The sequence below is a fragment of the Aquibium sp. ELW1220 genome (assembly GCF_030398385.1).
GTDB lineage: Bacteria > Pseudomonadota > Alphaproteobacteria > Rhizobiales > Rhizobiaceae > Aquibium.
Window position 1 is genome coordinate 1 of the sequence record NZ_JAOAOQ010000060.1, and the last position, 15,239, is coordinate 15,239.

Below are 15,239 nucleotides of genomic sequence, written 5' to 3' on the forward strand. Positions count from 1 at the left end.
AGGCTCTTGATGTTCATTTTCTGACCTCCAGTCAAAGAGCCCTTTGGCAAAATACTGAATGCCGCGGTCTTGGCCCGCGCGCAGATCGTTGGCGATGGAGGCAAGGAGCGTGCGGGTGTCGCGCTCGGTCAGGCTGCGCTGCGGGGCGGTGAGATTGGCCCAGCCATCAAGGGCGGGATAGCGCGTGGTCATGAGAGCGGTGACGATGCCCTCGGTCCCGGTCAGGATCGTGTTGGCGGCGGCGGTGTAGGGGCGGATGGTCCCCGGATTGGCCACCCCTTCGATGCGGATCGTGCGGCGAAAGCCTGTGGCCGCCAGCGCATAGTCGCCGAAGGTGTTGTTGGAGTTGGCCACGGTGACCTGGCCGCCATCATGCGCCCAGAGGCCGACGCGGGACCAGTTGGTAAAGACCGAGACCAGCTGGACGAAGGCGTTGCGGGTGATGGCATAGCCCACGCCATTGGGATTGATGGCGGTAAAGCTGTCGACCACGACCGAGCGTAGCGGCGAGGACGGGGCGAGGACCGAGCCATCGGCCAGGAGATTGCCGCCACCGCGGGGCATCAGTGGATTGCCGGCGGTCTTGTCGATCGGCAGGACCATCTGGTCCTGCGAGAAGCTGTGGAGCTGCGAGCAATCGGCGATATAGGGTGATCGGGTGATGATCTCGCCGGGCTTGAAGGCGAAGGCATAGCCCTTTTTGGGCGGTCCGCCGGCCAGGGTGTAGGGCTCATGACGCAGGCCGGTGAAGGTGAAACCGCGTGCTTTGCAGCCATTGGAGAGGAGGAACATGTTGTTCTCCTCTTGGCCGGAGGGCAGGCGCAGCTTGGTCACGCGCAGGTCATAGCCATAGAGCGCGCAATTGGCGGGGATCACGGTCTCGGGCGGGACGGTGTATTCGCCGGGCTGGATGATGATGACGGCGGGCTGACCGAGGGCGGCTGCGCGGGCGAGGCCTTCGGCGACGGTGGCCAGCGGCACGGTGAGCGAGGTGCCGGCATTGCTGTCGCGGCCCTCCATTGTGACATAGAAGGTGCGGGCCACGGGAACCGAGGCCAGCGGCAAGCGCTCAAGGCTGGCGATCTCGATATCGGTCTGATGCCCCGTGCCGAAGACCTCGACCCAAGGCAGGGCGTAGCGCGCGCCGGTGGGCGCGATGACCTCGGCGGGGCCTGCGCCGGCTGGTGCGACCGAGGTGCGGATCGTGCGACGGCCGGCGGTGAGCGTCAGGGTGGTATCGGTGGTGATCGTCGTGGTGGAAATCCGCACCTTATCGGGCCCCAGCCAATCGATGCCGCAGGAAACGGCATCATTGGCGGGATCGGGGGTCTCGGCCGCGCGGCGCCAGGCGGCGCGAAAACTGTAGAGCTCACCGGGTTCCATCGGCACGGGGGCGAGACCTGCGATGCGGCCGGGGCCGGTGACGCGAAGCACCTTGCCATCTGGGGCGACAGCAGGCGTGGCGGTTCCGGTCTGGAACAGTTGCGGCGTATCGCCGGGGCGATGTTCGAGGGGCGTGTAGGTCTGCATGGGGCGAGTCCGGGATTGCGGGTTCAGGCGAGGCGCACTTCGATCAGCGGAATGGCGGTGATCGAGCCCAAACGTTCGAGATCGAGGGTGACGTCGAGGGTGTCGGCATCGAAGCGAACCGGCGTGTCGAATTCGAAACCGGCCGAAATGATCACGCCGGGATCGGGGGCGGTATCGAAGCTGACGATGCCGGATGTGATATCGGCGGCCCAGCCGGTGAACTGTTCGGCCCCATTCAGCGCGACCCGGATCGTGCCTGCGACCGGCTTCACGATGCGGCGCAGGTAGGTCTCGGGGCCGCTGCCATAGGCTTTGACGAGGGCAAAATCGGTGGCGGTGCCATTACCCACGCCGATCTGCTGGTCGAGTTCGGAGACGCGCACCGAGGGCAGGCAGGATTTGTAATCCGACCAGTCTTTGAACCGAAACGCCTGCAGTCGTCCGCGGCGGGCCTCGAAGAAGGCGACGACCCGGGCGAGATCATCGGCGCGGCGGATTCCATAGGCGACATCGAAGCGACGGCGGGACTGGGCCCAGGAGGCGTTGCGTTCCTCGAAGCCGGAGGCCAGTTCCACAACTTGCGTGCGCCGTTCGGGCCCCCCGCGCCCTCCGCGGCTGATGTCGTCAGGGAAACGGTCTTCGCAGAAGGTCATGCGGTGAGGTCCTTGGATTGTCTGTTCGTGGTGGTCGGCGGTCACATTCCCCGCCGCCCCAGCGCGACGGCGCGGGCGATGTCGCTGGCGACTTGCGTGCGCGATTGCCGGAAGCTCTCGGCGTCGCGGGTCTGGATGGTGACGTTGATCACTGGGGGCGCGTCCCGTCCCGCGGCACCCGCGCCATAGGCGGCGGCTTCTCGGCGCGAGAGAACGCGTTCCCCACGCTGCAGGATGGCTGGCACCTCGTCAGGTCTGAGCCCGGCCCAACCACCGTCATGCATTCTTGGCGCGGCGGCAAAGGCCATGGCGGGGACCATGCGTATGGGCGCCGGACCACCGACGATTCCACCTTGGTGAAAAATACCTGCAAAGAGACCGCCGCCCAATCCGCCGAGCGCGCCCGATAGCGCGTTGGCGATCGGCCCGAGGATGAAGCGCCGCGCGGCGATCACCGCGAGATCGGCCAGGATCGAGGAGACCAGGCTTTTGAACTCAAGCTTGCCGGTGGTCACGAAGGTCCGGAACGCGCTTTCTGCCGACTGGAAGGCCGAGACCAGCGATTGGCCGAGGCCCTTGCCCCAATCCATCGCGTCGCGGGCGTAATCGGCCAAGCTCTGCGCGACCGTGCGCCAGCCGGTGGCAGCTTCTTCCGCGGCCTGGGTTGCCGCGCCCCCCGCTTGACCTGTGGCATCACCGGCTTGGCCCGCCGCGTCTGCTGTCTCCCCCAGCGCCGCCGTCGTGCGATCGGCGGCCGCAGCGGTCTCGTCGAGTGCTGCGCTGCCTTCGGCGCCCGCAGAGGTGACCGCCGCCTTCAGAGCCTCCCAAGCGGTGCGCGGGCGGCTTGCTGCATCGGATAGCACGCCAGCAGCTTCAGAATAGCCATCCGCCCGTCCGCGTGCCGCGTCGGCCATGCCCCTGAACAGATCGGGCGCCTCGACATACGTGCGCCCCATCGCCGCCTGAAACGCCTCCGCCGCCGCGGTGCCGGTTGCAGCGGCCGCCCCGGCATAAGGGTTCTCGATGCCGCCCAGATCGACAGGATCGAGCGTGCCGATCTGGGCACCACCTTCGCCGACGGCCCAGTCAGGCAGGAGCGACAGCGCCGCGTTCAGCCCCTCAATGAAGCCATTGATGCGGCCGACCACGGCATTGAGCATGGCCTCGACCCCGTCGATCAGCCCGTTCGCCGCCTGGTAGGCGAAATCCCCGATGGTCTGGGGCAGCGCCCCCCAGATTGCGACCACCGCATCAAAGCCCCCCTGAAACGCCCCGATCGTGGCATTGGCCCAGCCGGTCATCGCTTCCGTCGTGCCCTGCAGCCCGTCGTAGATTGCGGCCTGTGTTCGGGCCCAACCAGCCTCGACGCGCGCCCATGCGGCAGAAGCCGTCAGAGAAAGCCGGTCCCAGGCCTCGGCGGCCACTTGGCCGAGCAGGCTCAAGGCGTTGCCGACGCCGCCGACACTGCTGACCAGTCGGGTGAACTGGTAGATCAGCTCGCCTGCGCCGACGATGAGCGCGCCTATGCCTGTGCGGATGAGCGCGCCGCGTAGGAAGACAAGTGCGGTGGCCAGACCACGGACAGACAGAGCGGCCGCTGCCATACCTGCGACCCAACGCCCGGCGAGGAAGGCCGCGAAGGTGGCGGCATAGGTGCCAAGGCGCGTCAGGTTGTCGAGGACGCCCGTGAACGCGCGGTTGATCGGGCCTCCGGTCTCCGCAAGCCGCAGGAAGGCTTCGGCCATTGCGGTGACCGCGGGCGCCAGTGCCGCCCCAATCTGCACCCGCATCCCCTGAAACACCTGGCCTACGCCGATCAGCGCGATCTCGGTGCGGCGCAGCGCGGCCAATGCCTCGCGGTCAAGCACGGTGCCAAAGCCAGCGGCCCGTTCGCCCAGCCGTGTCATCGCGGCCCCGCCACTTGCCAAGAGTGGGATGAGCCGTGTCGCATCCGAGGCCATCGCCTCAAGATAGAAGGTCATCTCCTGCTGGCCGAGACCGGCGCGCTCGAGCGAGGTGACGTAAAGCTGCAGGGCTTCAGGGCCCGACAGACGCGCGAATTGCTCGGCCGTCACGCCAACCTGCGGCGCGATATTCTCGAAGAAATCCGCCATCGGGCCGCCGCCCGTCTGCAGGAAGTCCCCGACCCGGTCGTTCACGTCCTTCAGGATGTCAGCGAGCTTCTCCTGCTCGATGCCGACCGTGGCCGATGCCGCCGACCAGCGCTGAAACACCTCGGGCGTGGCATTGGCCACCTGGGCAAACTGCTGGATTTGTGCCGCACTCTGCGCCGTCGTGCGTACGATGACGCCCAAGGCAGCGGAGGTGGCCGCGGCGGCTGCGCCCATGGCGACGCTGGCACGCCGCGCGAAGGCTGCAAGGCGCGTGTTGGCTGCCTCCATCTCGCGAGACAGACGTCCGAAGCCGCGCGCGCCGGCACCCCCCACGCCTTCAAGTTCCGCCCGGACCTGGCGACCGCCCACGGCCGCAAGGCGGACGCTGACACGCTTCTCTGCCATCGGTCTGATCCTTCCGGAAAAACATCGTTCGAAACGCGAACGAGGTCAGAATGAGGCGCTGATCACCGACCGCGTTTCTTCATTGAGTTTGCGCACCATCACCGCCTCGATGGGCGGCAGCAGTTCGGCCACCGCGAGTGGCGGAATGCCCAGAGCAGCGGCCATGGCCAGCGCCGCTGTCATGTCCCAGCCGATGACGATGGCGCCGTGCTGACCTGCGACCAGCCGAAGTTGGCCACCGAGGCGCTGCACGAGATCCCAGACCGCGATGCCCTCCTGGCTCAGGGGCCGGTTTGCGCGACTCGGGCAGTCCGGGCACGGCCCTTGGCAGGCAGCGCAGTAGCGAACGCCCCCGCCGAAGACCCAATCGGCAAGGGCGGTGAGACGTTTTTTTCTGCGTCCAGGAGCAGGCCCTTCGAGACGTAAATCGTCTGGAAGGCCTCGAAGACCGGCCAGATATCCAGCAACGCATCGATCGCGGCGGGGCTCACCGGCAAGGGTTGGCCCTCCGCATCGCCGACACCCTCCCAGTCGAGGATCGCCTGTCGGGCCAGCGCCTTCGCCATGGTCAGGGCCAGCGCTTCGGTAGCGACAGTCCCGCCGATATTGTCGTCGCTTTGTACGGCCGCGAGATCCAGTGCCGGATCGGCGCGGGCCGCGACCATCAGCGCGGTCGTTAGCGGGCGCAGCTGGACGCGGAGGCCAGGGATCAGGTCGACCCAGCGGGGTGCACTGGTCAGATCAAGGGTCAGCATTGTCAATAGCCCTCCACCGTGTTCACCAGCGTGACGCGACACATGTGCCCTGCGCTGGCATTCTTCGCCGCCTGCCAGTCGAAGCTCGCCTGGATGCCTTGGGGCCCCGGGATCTCGACCCGCGGTCGCGGCAGATGCACGGCGGGCACGTCCACCGTCAGGCTTTCGCCGGAGGGGAGCGCATAGCCGAAGCTGAGCGCGCAGGCTTCGCCCGCGATCGCCTGTTCGATCAGCGTCTGATCGGCAAAACGCACCTCCAGCCGACCCGTCAGCGCCGCCATGCCGGGATCAGCTCCCTCGATGCGCCCGTCATTGCGGATGGTCTCGATCCGGTCGATGCCATTGGCATAGGTGATCTCGGCCGAGACGACATTGCCGAGCGGCTGGCCATTGCGGGTGATTGTACCGTTGAAATGGCCAAAGCGGCGGAAGGCCGGCACCTCTGGCGTGCCTATGGTGGAGGCGGCAGCGACACTCTCACCCTGCGCGATCAGCCGCGCCGTTGCGGTCAGCAGGCCAGACCGCGCCATCTGCCAGCTGAGCTGGTCCAGCACGCAGCCTGTGGCCAGCGCATAGCGCGGCACTTCCGGCATGGCCGTTTCTATGCAAAGTGATGGCAGTTCCCAGCCGCCCGAGGTGAACACATGCGTGAACGGCCCGGGCTCCAGCCCCGTGGTCACGGGCGCGCCGAAGGCCGCTTTCAGCCAGACCCCGAACCCCACCGTGTCGAGGGGCACGACCACATCGCCATCGGCGGTGACCGCATCCCCCAGCGGGGCCTGCGGATCGCGGCCATAGCCGAGCAGTTCGGATGCCAGGAGCGGCTGTTCGGCCCCGAGCGTGCTGCTAACAAAGGGTATCTGCCACCAGCCCGCCTCTGGTGCGGTGCCGTAGATCGTCTCGAAGGCAAGCGCCAGTCTTGCCCGGGCGCCATGCGCTCGTGCCATTGTATCGTCTCCATATCGGTAAGGGGTCAGGCCAGGGGATCAGCCGTGGAATAGTGCAGCACCACCGGGATGACCGCCGCCTTCAGGCTGGCTGCGCCTTCGATGGGCAGATCGACTACGCGCGGCGCTCCCGCCTCGATCCAGTCGCAGAGGCCGCCCAGCGTGCGGTCGGCGGCGAGAGCCGTGCCGATGCTGACGATCAGCGTGTCGAATGTGGCGTCACGGTCGGTGCCCTGCACGACTGCCTCGATCTCCGCCCGGTGCTGATAGTGGTAGCGCAACGGTGACAGCGTGACCTCTGGCTCCCCTGGCTCGCCATCGCGCAGGATCAGGAGGCCAGCAGCTGGGACGCGCTCGGGCAGCACCTCCCCGCGCAGCGCGGTGGCAGGCAGCGCCGAAAGCCGCGCGTGCAGCGCGGCGAGGATGGTTTCGCGGGGTGTGGGCATTCTTGCCTCTGCCGGGTCTAGTTAGCAGCAGTCATCGTCGTGTATTCGTGAGGAATGTATTTCAATGGATCTGCGAGGTGCTTCAACGTGTTCTACCTTGATCTTTATCCGGCCGACCCGCCTGGCTTTCAGGCACTGTCGACATCCGCAGATTGGCTTCCTTGGCTGATCAGGGCCGTCCCAGTCGGCATTCACCCCGACGTCCGGAGAAGGCTGAAGTCTAACCTGAAGCACATTTTGGTCGGTCTTGAGATGAAGGCTGGCTTAATCGTTCCGCATGGAGATCGAATATCTCGTAAGTCAGTGCTTTTCGAACCTTACTTCCAGATCATGAACTTCGAGTTCGGCGTCGGCGTGTTTTCGGTTTGCGAGGGCCTTGGATCGGTCCATCACCTGGCAGGAATCGGCGACGATGGCTCGACCGGCGCGCGCGTCCACACGAACGACTGGATCGCGGCACTATGCCGTGAGTTCGACCCAACCGGTGCGGCGCAACTGGATGCAAATGTCCGCCGTGTGAAGGAAGTGCGCGACAAGATGCACCAAGACAGGCTTGGCGCAAGGGCAGACATTGATTGGCACGACTTCGGCTACAACCAGTCGTTTATTCCGTCCCGCGCCGCATTGCAGCCGCTTCTGCGGAGGCACCTTGGTTACGTTCCGGGTCAAACAAATCTACTGCTCTGATGATTTCAGCGGTGCTGACGCTCAGGCGCCGGACGAACTCCAGCGTCCCTCCACCCAGTTCGCCACAATCAACCCCGGCACGGCATCATGTGCGCGTTCGGCATCGCGTGCCAGATCGAGCCGCTTGGGTAGCTTGACCTGCGGCACCAGCAAGAAGATCGGTGCGGTTACGAGGCCCCGGCCAGTTTTCGAACGCGACGCCACGGCGCGACCCTTCGTATTCAACCGCCCTTCCGCCACGAGCAAGCTTGGCCCCCGGCGGCGATAGACGAAGCGCAGCCGCAAACCGGTGCGGCGTTCCCACTCGCCAGGACTGATCCGACCGCCGCGGGTGGATTTGCCAGCGGCAGCGGTCGGGATCGCGACCCAAAAGCCATTCTTTGATCGGATCAACGGCCCGGTGTTGTGGGCACCGACGATCACGGGGGCTTTCGACCAGACCAGCGCGGCGGCATCGAGGCTCTCACCAGATTTCGGGAAGGCCTGACTGCGGATCGAATTGGCGAGCCGCGCGCCGAGGCCAGCGCCGGTGATCTGCGCGCGCCACGCCGTCTTGAGACCGTTGCCAGCCTCGCGGATTGCAGCCGAGACCGCGCGCTCGCCCGCCGCGACATCTGCCGTCATCATTGCGACGATGTCAGGGTAAATGTCGAGGGTCACGCGCATCGCGGTCACGCCGGGCGCAGGTCGACGGTCCAGACAAGGCGCTCGCGGTCGCGGACGGGCTCGCCCTGGATGAGGAACGCCTCGCCGTCGATCTCGATCCGGTCGCCGGGACGCGGGTTCACCACCTCGGCGACGCGCAGATCGATGCGGGTGGTCTCGGACCAAAGCCGGGCATCCCCAAAGCCGGTCACGTCGTCCGGCCGACGCAGAATGGCGCGGACCAGTGATGGCCCGCCACCCTCGGTCGTGTAGAGGACGTCCCGCGCGAGATTGGCGTCCGCGAAAAGCGTATCAAGGGCGATCGCAAAGGCGGTCATCAGGTCCGCCGTGCCGAACGCAGCACCTGCGGCCGGGTGCAGATCGGCAGCGGGTTGCTTTCGATCTCGAGGCGCACCCACTCGTCACGGTCGCGGTCGGGGATCATGCGCGCATAGAGCGGCAGGCCAAGCGTGTTCACCGTCTCGAACGTATCGGCGGGGGCGTAGTAGATCTCGAACAGTCCCTCCACGCCTTCGGGATAAAAATACGCCTTGTCAGTCGGCACGCCGAAGCCGAGTCCGCCCCGGTAGCGCCGGAAGGTGATGCCGCCGAAGCTGACCTCTTCGCCCACGCGGCCGCGCAGATCGGCGGCGGCGGCAGTGTTGAGATAGGTCTCGCGCACCTCCTTATGCGCCACCAGATCGGCGAAGAAGGCCGAGCCGCATTCGGCGCGCAGCTGGATCTGGCCCGCGGCCAGCCCGCCCAGGCTGTCCTCCACGCTTTCGATCATCGCCTGGCAGCGTTTGCGCAGGGCGCCTGAAGCTGGGGTTGCGTTATCGAGGTCAAAGTCGACCTCTGCCGCCGGGGTGATGCCGAACTCGGTGTAGTAGTTGATGACCGTGGCCCCATCCTTGGGATCCTTCACCACACCCTGGATGCCGTTGAAGAGGTGGAACTCGAAGGTGGCCTCCGCGTCGTTCCTGAGCCGCGCCATCTTGCGGGCGACCTCGGTCTGCACCTGCTGGGTCGCGGTCTCCGAGCCAAAGTCGCGGATCGCCTGGATTTCTGAGGCCCAGAGCACGTCTTGCTTCTTGAACTGGCGGCAGACGAAAGCACGCATATCACGGCGTTCCGGCACCTGTTGTTCATAGGCTGAGCCGCGTTCCGAGAACGGGATCAGCGACAGCGTGCCATCGCGGCTTTCGATCATGACGGTGCGTTGGCGCACACCGCGCGATCCGAACAGGCCTGCACCCGACAGGATGGCCGGTTTGAAGGGGATGTTTTCCAGAGCCCGGGTGAGCTCGATGATGCTGAAGGCGTCGCCCTCAAAGATGTCCATGGTTGCCATGTGTGGGAATCCTTATGTCAGAGGGCTCAGCGCAGGATGATGCCAAGCGCGGCCAAAGCCGTTGTGGCGGCGGTGATCTGCGCCTCGGTTGCACCCTCGGGCCAAACGATCTCGTGGCGGTTGACGATGGCGGGGCCGCGCAGGAGCACGACGCCAGGCGCATCGGCGGCTGACGCGTCAACGCCCGCCCAGAGAATGCCAGCGGCATTCTGACTGCCGTTCGTGGCCGCAGGCGCGAGCACAGTGTATTTGCCGCCCGTGGTGATCTTGCCAAGCATAGTGCCGGGCTCGAGCTTTCCAGCACCGGAGGCGATGGTAACGGTTTCTCGGGTGTAATCGCGCAGGACTTCCCAGACGAGGAAGCCGCCCGCGTGTTTGCCTTCAGTGAGCGTGGTCATGGACGCTTATCCTTTCGTCTTGAAGGTGCGGGCGATGACCTCGCCCCAGGGATTTGTGGTGGCCGCCCGCCCGGGCTGGGCATGCGCAGCGGTGATGTCGGGAGTTGCCTCTGCCTTGGCCGCCAGAAGCCGGTTACGGACCTCGTCGAGACCCAAGTCCTCTTCAAGGAAGCGCCCGGCCATCTGCGGCTGGCCTGCAAGGCGACAGAGATCGATCACGGCCCGTGCATGGGCGATTGCCTCTGCGCGGATCCCGACGGCATCCGAGGTCATTGGATTATCGTCGCCCGAACGCGGTTCTTCAGATTCAACCTGTGCGAGGTCAGATTGGGTGTTCGAGCCTGCAACACCCTCGGTCTGCGGCTCCGTAGCCGAAGGCTCTTCTGCTTCACTTGCCGCTTCCGCCACTTCCGGGGGAGCGTTGCGAAACCGGGCAACATCGAAAGACGCCGCGAGTTTCACCGGCTCGGCGATGCGATCGATAAACCCGAAATCCAGTGCTTCTTTGGCATCGAGCCAGGTCTCTGCCGCCATCAGGGCGGCGATTTCGTCGTCAGACTTGCCCGATTTCGCGGCATAGCCCTGGATCAGGCTGCCCTTCACCTTGTCGAGCGCCTCGGCCGTTGACCGCATATCCTCGGCCGTGCCCATGACCAGCCCCGAGGGGTCATGGATCATCAGGAAGGCGTTTTCAGGCATGACGATGGTGTCACCCGCCATGGCGATGTAGCTTGCCGCCGAGGCCGCGATGCCATCGATCCAGACGGTGATGTCGCCCGCATGGCGCCTCAGCGCGTTGTAAATGGCGACTGCATCAAAGACCGAGCCGCCAGGGCTGTTGAGGCGCAGATCAATCGCCGCATCGTCGGGCAGCGCGCCGAGTTCCGCGAGGAACCCCTTGGCGCTCACACCATAGGCGCCGATTTCGTCATAGATCAGCACTTCCGTGCCCGAGGCGCGGGCACGGATCGTGTACCAGGATTTCATGGGATCACTCCTGTTGAATGTCGGTGCCCGGGTTACTGTCGGACGGTCCGTCATTAGAATTTGCATTGGGCTCTTGGACGGGCGTTGCCCTCGCCCCCTGCGTCTCGCCCGGGCTGGCGCGATAGGTCAGGCCCAAGTCTGCTGCGCGTTTCGCGTCCGAGGCATTCTCGCGATCGACCTCTTCGATGTCGTATCCCGTTGCCTCAACGACCTTGCGCCGAGACGTCAGGCCAGCCTCCATCGCAAGTACCTGCGCTTGTATGTCCTTCAACGGATCCACCCAATCCCAACGGGGCGGGATCCATTGCACCGGCCGAGCCGTGACAGTATCTGCATCCAGCGCGCCCGAAAGCACGGCCGTTTCCAGCCAGCGCCGCCAGATGGGGCGGCAAAGCTGATGGGCCATGACCCCATGCTGCAACTGGCCAATGCGGCGCCGGAACTCGACCAGTTCGGCCCGAAGGCTGGAATAGTTCGCCTGTCGGACATCGCCGGTGACCAGATGATAGGGCAGACCCAGAGAGGCCGAGACCGCCAGCAGCGTCCGGTATTGGAATGCCTCATAGCCCCCGCCCACATCTGCCGGGCTCGAGAACTTCACATCCTCGCCGGGCAGCAGGACCTGCATGGTGCCCGGCTCGAGGCTCGCAATGGCAGCCCCGTCGAGATCGGCAGCCCCTTCGCCCATCATAGGGTCTTCCGGCGCGGTCTTGGTGATAAAGCCTGCGAACATCGCCGCGGTCTTTTTGCGGTCGAGTTCCGCGTCGTCGTATTGGTCCAAAAGGAACAGACGCACCATAGCGGGAGCCACGTGAGGCAGGCCCCTGATCTGGCCGGCGTCAATCGGCCGATAGATGTGCAGCACTTCCTCGGCCGGCACGCGCACCGTCTCAGGCACGGCAACACGCTGGTCAGTGCTGTCCCCCGGATGGCGGCGGCGGAAGTGATAGGCCACCCGCCGCCCGATCAGGTCGAACTCGATCCCGCAGCGAATGCGGTTCCCATTCCGGTCAGTCTCGGTTTTCTCAAAGGGCAGCATCTCGGATTGCAGAAGCTGCAATTGCAGCGGCACAAGCAGCCCGTCTTCCGCGCGACGCGGGCGCAAGCGCACAAAGCACTCGCCCGCCACAAACATCTCCCGCGCCACCATGGCCTGCAGGCCGTAGAAGTCAATCAGCCCATCGGCATCCGCCTCGTCCGTCCAAGCGAGCCAGAGCTTCTGGACCTGGTCTCGCAGCGCCGCATCCGTGATGAGCGAGGACGGTTTGATGCCGTCGCCAACAAGGTTGGCCGCAAAAGCCTCGCAAGCATTGGCGGCATAGCCGTTGGTCACCACCAGTTCGCGCGATCGCGCCAGCAGTCTGGGTCCGCCAGAAGCGACCAGGGCGTTGATGTTCTCGAGCGGTGGGTTCCAGCCTCGCAAGCGGCGCTTGGCCATCGCCCCCTCAAGCCGCGCGCGCATAGCTTCGGGGCCGCCCGGCTTGGGGCGGCGGAACAAGTCGAACATCCCCATCTCTGTTAGAGCCCCTTGGCAGTCGCAACGCGGACCTGCCGCACGATCCGCCGCCCCTCGGCAGCGGCGATTTCGCGGTCTAGGGCCTCAATCGCCCGGTCGATCTCGGCGACGCTGCGATAGTCCACAGTCTTTCCATCGTAGCTGAGGCGGGCCACGCCCGAGGCGCGCTGCGAAGTCAGGGCCTCCCGGCGGAGTTTCAGTGTCGCCAGATCCGCCATGCCCAAACTCATCCCATGTATGTTGACCGCGCAACGCGGCGCACCTGTGGCTTTCGTACAGATTGCGGGCCTGTGGCAGAGGCCGTGCCCCTGCCATCAGCGACCGCAAACTGCGCCGCGAGTTCTTCCCACCTCGCGTCCGACCAGCGATCAGCCCCAATGATCCAGGCGGCCGCGCGAGCATAGACACGGCAGTCGAGTGCCTCGTTGCGTTCGCGCAGCTTTTGCCATTCCAGCTTCGTGAACCCGCGCCGCGTCTTGACGGTAACCAGTTGCTCGGCCGTCAGCTGTTTCAGCCATTCGCTGTCGGTCCAGCCGGGAAGATGCAACGTTCCGGCCGGGAACGACGCGCCGGCGCTGATCTCTTCGGGCGTCGGGCGATCCTGACGCAAGAAGCGATAGGTCTCGGCCTTGAAGGTAGAGGTTGCCACAGACCAGAGCCGCGCCCCGCGGCGCAGACGCTTGCCGCCAATGGTGGCATCCACATAGGTCGGGCCGGTCACCGGGCTGGCGCGGTTGAAGCCCTCGAGCCCCTTCACCGGTGCCACTTGCGCAAAGCCCACCTGTCGCGACCAAGCATAGACCGCGGCCGTCTCATAGCCCGTGTCGATCGCCAAACGCGCGATGGTCAGGTGCTGGCCGCTGGCATGTTGCCATGTTCTGCCGAGCAGGTCCGTCAGCTTCTGCCAGCAGACCGGATCGCCGGGGCCGCCCTCGATCACGATGTGATCGACCAGCCAGCTTTCCAAGCCCCGGCCCCACGCCCAGACATCAACTTCGATCCGGTCCTTCTGGACATCAGCGCCTGCCGTCAGAAACAGCCCGCCCGCAGGAACGGTGCCGGGTTTCCAGGCTTCCTTCACGCCTTGGAGGCGCTGCCAGTCCGGGGCTTCGCCGCTCTCGACCCAGGTCTCGCCGAGGATCGTATTTCGAAACGCCTTTATCGCCTCATCCGACCCTTGGGCCGCCTCCCAGCTTCGGGCAATCCGCTGCCAGCTGAGCCAGCCGACAGGCGAATAGAGCGCCGAGAGGTGGTAGCCGACCGTGGTGGGATCGGCTGCCGCGGCGGTCGCCCGCCATTCGCCGCCCTCCAGCATCGCCGTCTTGTGGTGTTCCGCGATGGGCTGATCACAGCCCTCGCAGTGATACTCCGCCGTCTCGGGGCGGCCCTTCTGCCAGCGCAGCCGGTCGAACTTCAGCCATTGCATCGCGCCGCAATGTGGGCACGGCACGAAGTAGCGCCGCTGGTCGCTGGCCTCGTATTCCCGCTCGATCCGGCTCAGCCCACGGATCGTGGGTGTCGAGACCAGGAAGACCTTGCGCCTGTGGGCAAAGGTCAGCGTTCGCGCTTCCGCCAGCGTGACCGGATCGCCTTCCTCGTCGGCCGACGCCGGATAGGCATCGACCTCATCGAGGAAGATGTACCGCGCCGGGGTCGAGCGCAGACCCACAGCCGAATTGGCCCCCGTCATGATCAGGATGCCGCCCGCGAACTCCTTCGACAGCATCGTGTTGCCCGCGTCGCGTGACCGGGCTGGTTTGACCCTCTCCCGCAAGTCAGGGCTTTCCTCGATCAGCGGATCGATCCGCTGGCGCGAGTTCCGCTTGGCCAGTTCCACGGTCGGCTGGACCGCGAGCATCGGACCCGGCGCCTGGTGGATGGCAAAGCCGATCCAGTTGTTGCCTGCCTCTGTGGCGCCGACCTGCGCCGCCTTCATGAACGCGACCCGCTGCGTCGTATCGCCAGGGCTGAGCCGGTCCATGATCTCGCGCATGTAGGGCGTGCGCGCCGTGCGGTACCGCCCCGGTTCGGCCGAGGCGCGGCCTGAAAGCATGCGGTGCCTGTCCGCCCATTCCGAGACGGTCAGATCAGGGTCCGGCGTCAGCCCCGCGCCCCATGTGCGCAGGATCTCCGCCGCGCCGTCGAAAGCCGTCAGGCTGCCGATATCGTCGTTGTCATCACCTGAAGTCGGGCCGGACCTCGGCAAGCTCGTCGAGGTGGGCGCGTACATGTGTTTCCAGAACCTTCTGCATCGCGGCTGGCTCCACGCCGAGATCGGCCGCCATCAGCGCCGCCGACCGCGCCGGCCAGTTCACCCAGGCGTCCCGCACCTCCCGCGCGAGGCGAAACACCAGCGCCAGGGCGCGCGCCCGCTCGATCAATTCCCCCTTCAGCTTCTGCAGCCGGATGCGCCGCTCCTGCGCCTTCAGAACCTCATTGGCGGTCTTCGCCTGCAGAAAGGTCGTCCCGCCGCCCGCGACGGGGGCGGGCAGACCCTCCTCGCGCAGGGTTTCGCCGACGGAGGTGACCGCCGCCTCGGGGACAGGTTTCAGCGTCGGTTCGGGCGGCTTGCGGGTCTTGGACGGGTCCGTGGTTTCTGCCCGCCGCGCATCGCTGGCCGCCGCGTTGATGCTGCCGTCGGGGTAGAGGACCAGCCGCTCGGCCGTCTTCGCCTTCTGAACCGCACCGCGGGACAGCCCGACATGCGCGGCATACTGGCGCTCGCTCATGCCTTGCATCGGTAACTCCGATTATTGTTCTGAATCAGATGGTTATTGAGTTGATATGCCCTGCGCACAGAGGGAA

General features: G+C 65.9%; 17 protein-coding genes. 1 reads left to right on the plus strand and 16 read right to left on the minus strand.

All coding sequences use genetic code 11. The annotated features are described in order from the left end of the window. From N1F91_RS28680 to N1F91_RS28710, 7 genes are all read right to left on the minus strand, one after another. Positions 1 to 1,530 (minus strand): hypothetical protein (locus N1F91_RS28680; RefSeq protein ID WP_289997207.1); only part of this gene is annotated, 1,530 nt, incomplete at its 3' end. A 23-nt stretch (positions 1,531 to 1,553) separates the two neighbouring features. Further along, positions 1,554 to 2,183, minus strand: a complete 630-nt coding sequence (locus N1F91_RS28685) for a DUF2460 domain-containing protein (RefSeq protein WP_289997208.1) — start codon at positions 2,181 to 2,183, stop codon at positions 1,554 to 1,556. A gap of 41 nt (positions 2,184 to 2,224) precedes the next feature. Beyond that, positions 2,225 to 4,702, minus strand: a complete 2,478-nt coding sequence (locus N1F91_RS28690) for a phage tail tape measure C-terminal domain-containing protein (protein WP_289997209.1) — start codon at positions 4,700 to 4,702, stop codon at positions 2,225 to 2,227. Positions 4,703 to 4,747: 45 nt separating this feature from the next. Continuing rightward, positions 4,748 to 4,954, minus strand: a complete 207-nt coding sequence (locus N1F91_RS28695; RefSeq protein ID WP_289997211.1) for a hypothetical protein — start codon at positions 4,952 to 4,954, stop codon at positions 4,748 to 4,750. Between the two features lie 29 nt (positions 4,955 to 4,983). Continuing rightward, the gene (locus N1F91_RS28700; RefSeq protein WP_289997213.1) at positions 4,984 to 5,457 is read right to left on the minus strand and encodes a hypothetical protein; all 474 of its coding nucleotides are present in this window, start codon (positions 5,455 to 5,457) and stop codon (positions 4,984 to 4,986) included. A 2-nt stretch (positions 5,458 to 5,459) separates the two neighbouring features. Beyond that, the gene (locus tag N1F91_RS28705; protein ID WP_289997215.1) at positions 5,460 to 6,404 is read right to left on the minus strand and encodes a phage tail tube protein; all 945 of its coding nucleotides are present in this window, start codon (positions 6,402 to 6,404) and stop codon (positions 5,460 to 5,462) included. Positions 6,405 to 6,430: 26 nt separating this feature from the next. Further along, positions 6,431 to 6,850: a hypothetical protein gene (locus tag N1F91_RS28710; RefSeq protein WP_289997217.1), complete on the minus strand. Its 420-nt coding sequence runs from the start codon at positions 6,848 to 6,850 to the stop codon at positions 6,431 to 6,433. Between the two features lie 87 nt (positions 6,851 to 6,937). Here N1F91_RS28710 and N1F91_RS28715 point away from each other — a divergent pair, with 87 nt between their 5' ends. Next, complete coding sequence (locus N1F91_RS28715; protein ID WP_289997220.1) at positions 6,938 to 7,537, plus strand: hypothetical protein; 600 nt, start codon at positions 6,938 to 6,940, stop codon at positions 7,535 to 7,537. Between the two features lie 21 nt (positions 7,538 to 7,558). Here the strand turns inward: N1F91_RS28715 and N1F91_RS28720 are convergent, their stop codons facing one another. Genes N1F91_RS28720 through N1F91_RS28760 form a run of 9 tightly spaced genes read right to left on the minus strand, consistent with a single transcriptional unit; the run spans position 7,559 to position 15,172 of the window. Then, complete coding sequence (locus tag N1F91_RS28720) at positions 7,559 to 8,203, minus strand: DUF6441 family protein (protein WP_289997221.1); 645 nt, start codon at positions 8,201 to 8,203, stop codon at positions 7,559 to 7,561. Between the two features lie 5 nt (positions 8,204 to 8,208). Further along, positions 8,209 to 8,520: a hypothetical protein gene (locus N1F91_RS28725; RefSeq protein WP_289997222.1), complete on the minus strand. Its 312-nt coding sequence runs from the start codon at positions 8,518 to 8,520 to the stop codon at positions 8,209 to 8,211. Beyond that, entirely contained in the window at positions 8,520 to 9,533 is a 1,014-nt protein-coding gene (locus N1F91_RS28730) for a major capsid protein (RefSeq protein ID WP_289997223.1), read from the minus strand. Before N1F91_RS28730 ends, N1F91_RS28725 begins: the two co-directional genes overlap by 1 nt. A gap of 26 nt (positions 9,534 to 9,559) precedes the next feature. Further along, the gene (locus N1F91_RS28735; protein ID WP_289997224.1) at positions 9,560 to 9,931 is read right to left on the minus strand and encodes a head decoration protein; all 372 of its coding nucleotides are present in this window, start codon (positions 9,929 to 9,931) and stop codon (positions 9,560 to 9,562) included. Between the two features lie 6 nt (positions 9,932 to 9,937). Then, entirely contained in the window at positions 9,938 to 10,918 is a 981-nt protein-coding gene (locus N1F91_RS28740; protein ID WP_289997225.1) for a head maturation protease, ClpP-related, read from the minus strand. Between the two features lie 4 nt (positions 10,919 to 10,922). Beyond that, positions 10,923 to 12,425 (minus strand): phage portal protein, encoded by a 1,503-nt coding sequence (locus N1F91_RS28745; protein WP_289997227.1) that lies wholly within the window; start codon positions 12,423 to 12,425, stop codon positions 10,923 to 10,925. A gap of 11 nt (positions 12,426 to 12,436) precedes the next feature. Beyond that, entirely contained in the window at positions 12,437 to 12,652 is a 216-nt protein-coding gene (locus N1F91_RS28750; protein ID WP_289997228.1) for a hypothetical protein, read from the minus strand. A gap of 8 nt (positions 12,653 to 12,660) precedes the next feature. Beyond that, the gene (locus N1F91_RS28755) at positions 12,661 to 14,664 is read right to left on the minus strand and encodes a phage terminase large subunit family protein (RefSeq protein WP_289997229.1); all 2,004 of its coding nucleotides are present in this window, start codon (positions 14,662 to 14,664) and stop codon (positions 12,661 to 12,663) included. Then, positions 14,612 to 15,172, minus strand: coding sequence for a hypothetical protein (locus N1F91_RS28760; RefSeq protein ID WP_289997230.1), 561 nt, complete (start codon positions 15,170 to 15,172; stop codon positions 14,612 to 14,614). The genes N1F91_RS28755 and N1F91_RS28760 overlap by 53 nt, the downstream gene beginning before the upstream one ends. Between the last annotated feature and the right edge of the window lie 67 nt (positions 15,173 to 15,239).

Bases quoted from the DNA above. Each gene is read 5' to 3' on its own strand.
- N1F91_RS28750 (WP_289997228.1), bottom strand. From the start codon at position 12,652: ATGGCGGATCTGGCGACACTGAAACTCCGCCGGGAGGCCCTGACTTCG.
- N1F91_RS28685 (WP_289997208.1), bottom strand. From the start codon at position 2,183: ATGACCTTCTGCGAAGACCGTTTCCCTGACGACATCAGCCGCGGAGGG.
- N1F91_RS28760 (WP_289997230.1), bottom strand. From the start codon at position 15,172: ATGCAAGGCATGAGCGAGCGCCAGTATGCCGCGCATGTCGGGCTGTCC.
- N1F91_RS28720 (WP_289997221.1), bottom strand. From the start codon at position 8,203: ATGCGCGTGACCCTCGACATTTACCCTGACATCGTCGCAATGATGACG.
- N1F91_RS28700 (WP_289997213.1), bottom strand. From the start codon at position 5,457: ATGCTGACCCTTGATCTGACCAGTGCACCCCGCTGGGTCGACCTGATC.
- N1F91_RS28735 (WP_289997224.1), bottom strand. From the start codon at position 9,931: ATGACCACGCTCACTGAAGGCAAACACGCGGGCGGCTTCCTCGTCTGG.
- N1F91_RS28690 (WP_289997209.1), bottom strand. From the start codon at position 4,702: ATGGCAGAGAAGCGTGTCAGCGTCCGCCTTGCGGCCGTGGGCGGTCGC.
- N1F91_RS28740 (WP_289997225.1), bottom strand. From the start codon at position 10,918: ATGAAATCCTGGTACACGATCCGTGCCCGCGCCTCGGGCACGGAAGTG.
- N1F91_RS28705 (WP_289997215.1), bottom strand. From the start codon at position 6,404: ATGGCACGAGCGCATGGCGCCCGGGCAAGACTGGCGCTTGCCTTCGAG.
- N1F91_RS28710 (WP_289997217.1), bottom strand. From the start codon at position 6,850: ATGCCCACACCCCGCGAAACCATCCTCGCCGCGCTGCACGCGCGGCTT.
- N1F91_RS28745 (WP_289997227.1), bottom strand. From the start codon at position 12,425: ATGTTCGACTTGTTCCGCCGCCCCAAGCCGGGCGGCCCCGAAGCTATG.
- N1F91_RS28725 (WP_289997222.1), bottom strand. From the start codon at position 8,520: ATGACCGCCTTTGCGATCGCCCTTGATACGCTTTTCGCGGACGCCAAT.
- N1F91_RS28730 (WP_289997223.1), bottom strand. From the start codon at position 9,533: ATGGCAACCATGGACATCTTTGAGGGCGACGCCTTCAGCATCATCGAG.
- N1F91_RS28755 (WP_289997229.1), bottom strand. From the start codon at position 14,664: ATGTACGCGCCCACCTCGACGAGCTTGCCGAGGTCCGGCCCGACTTCA.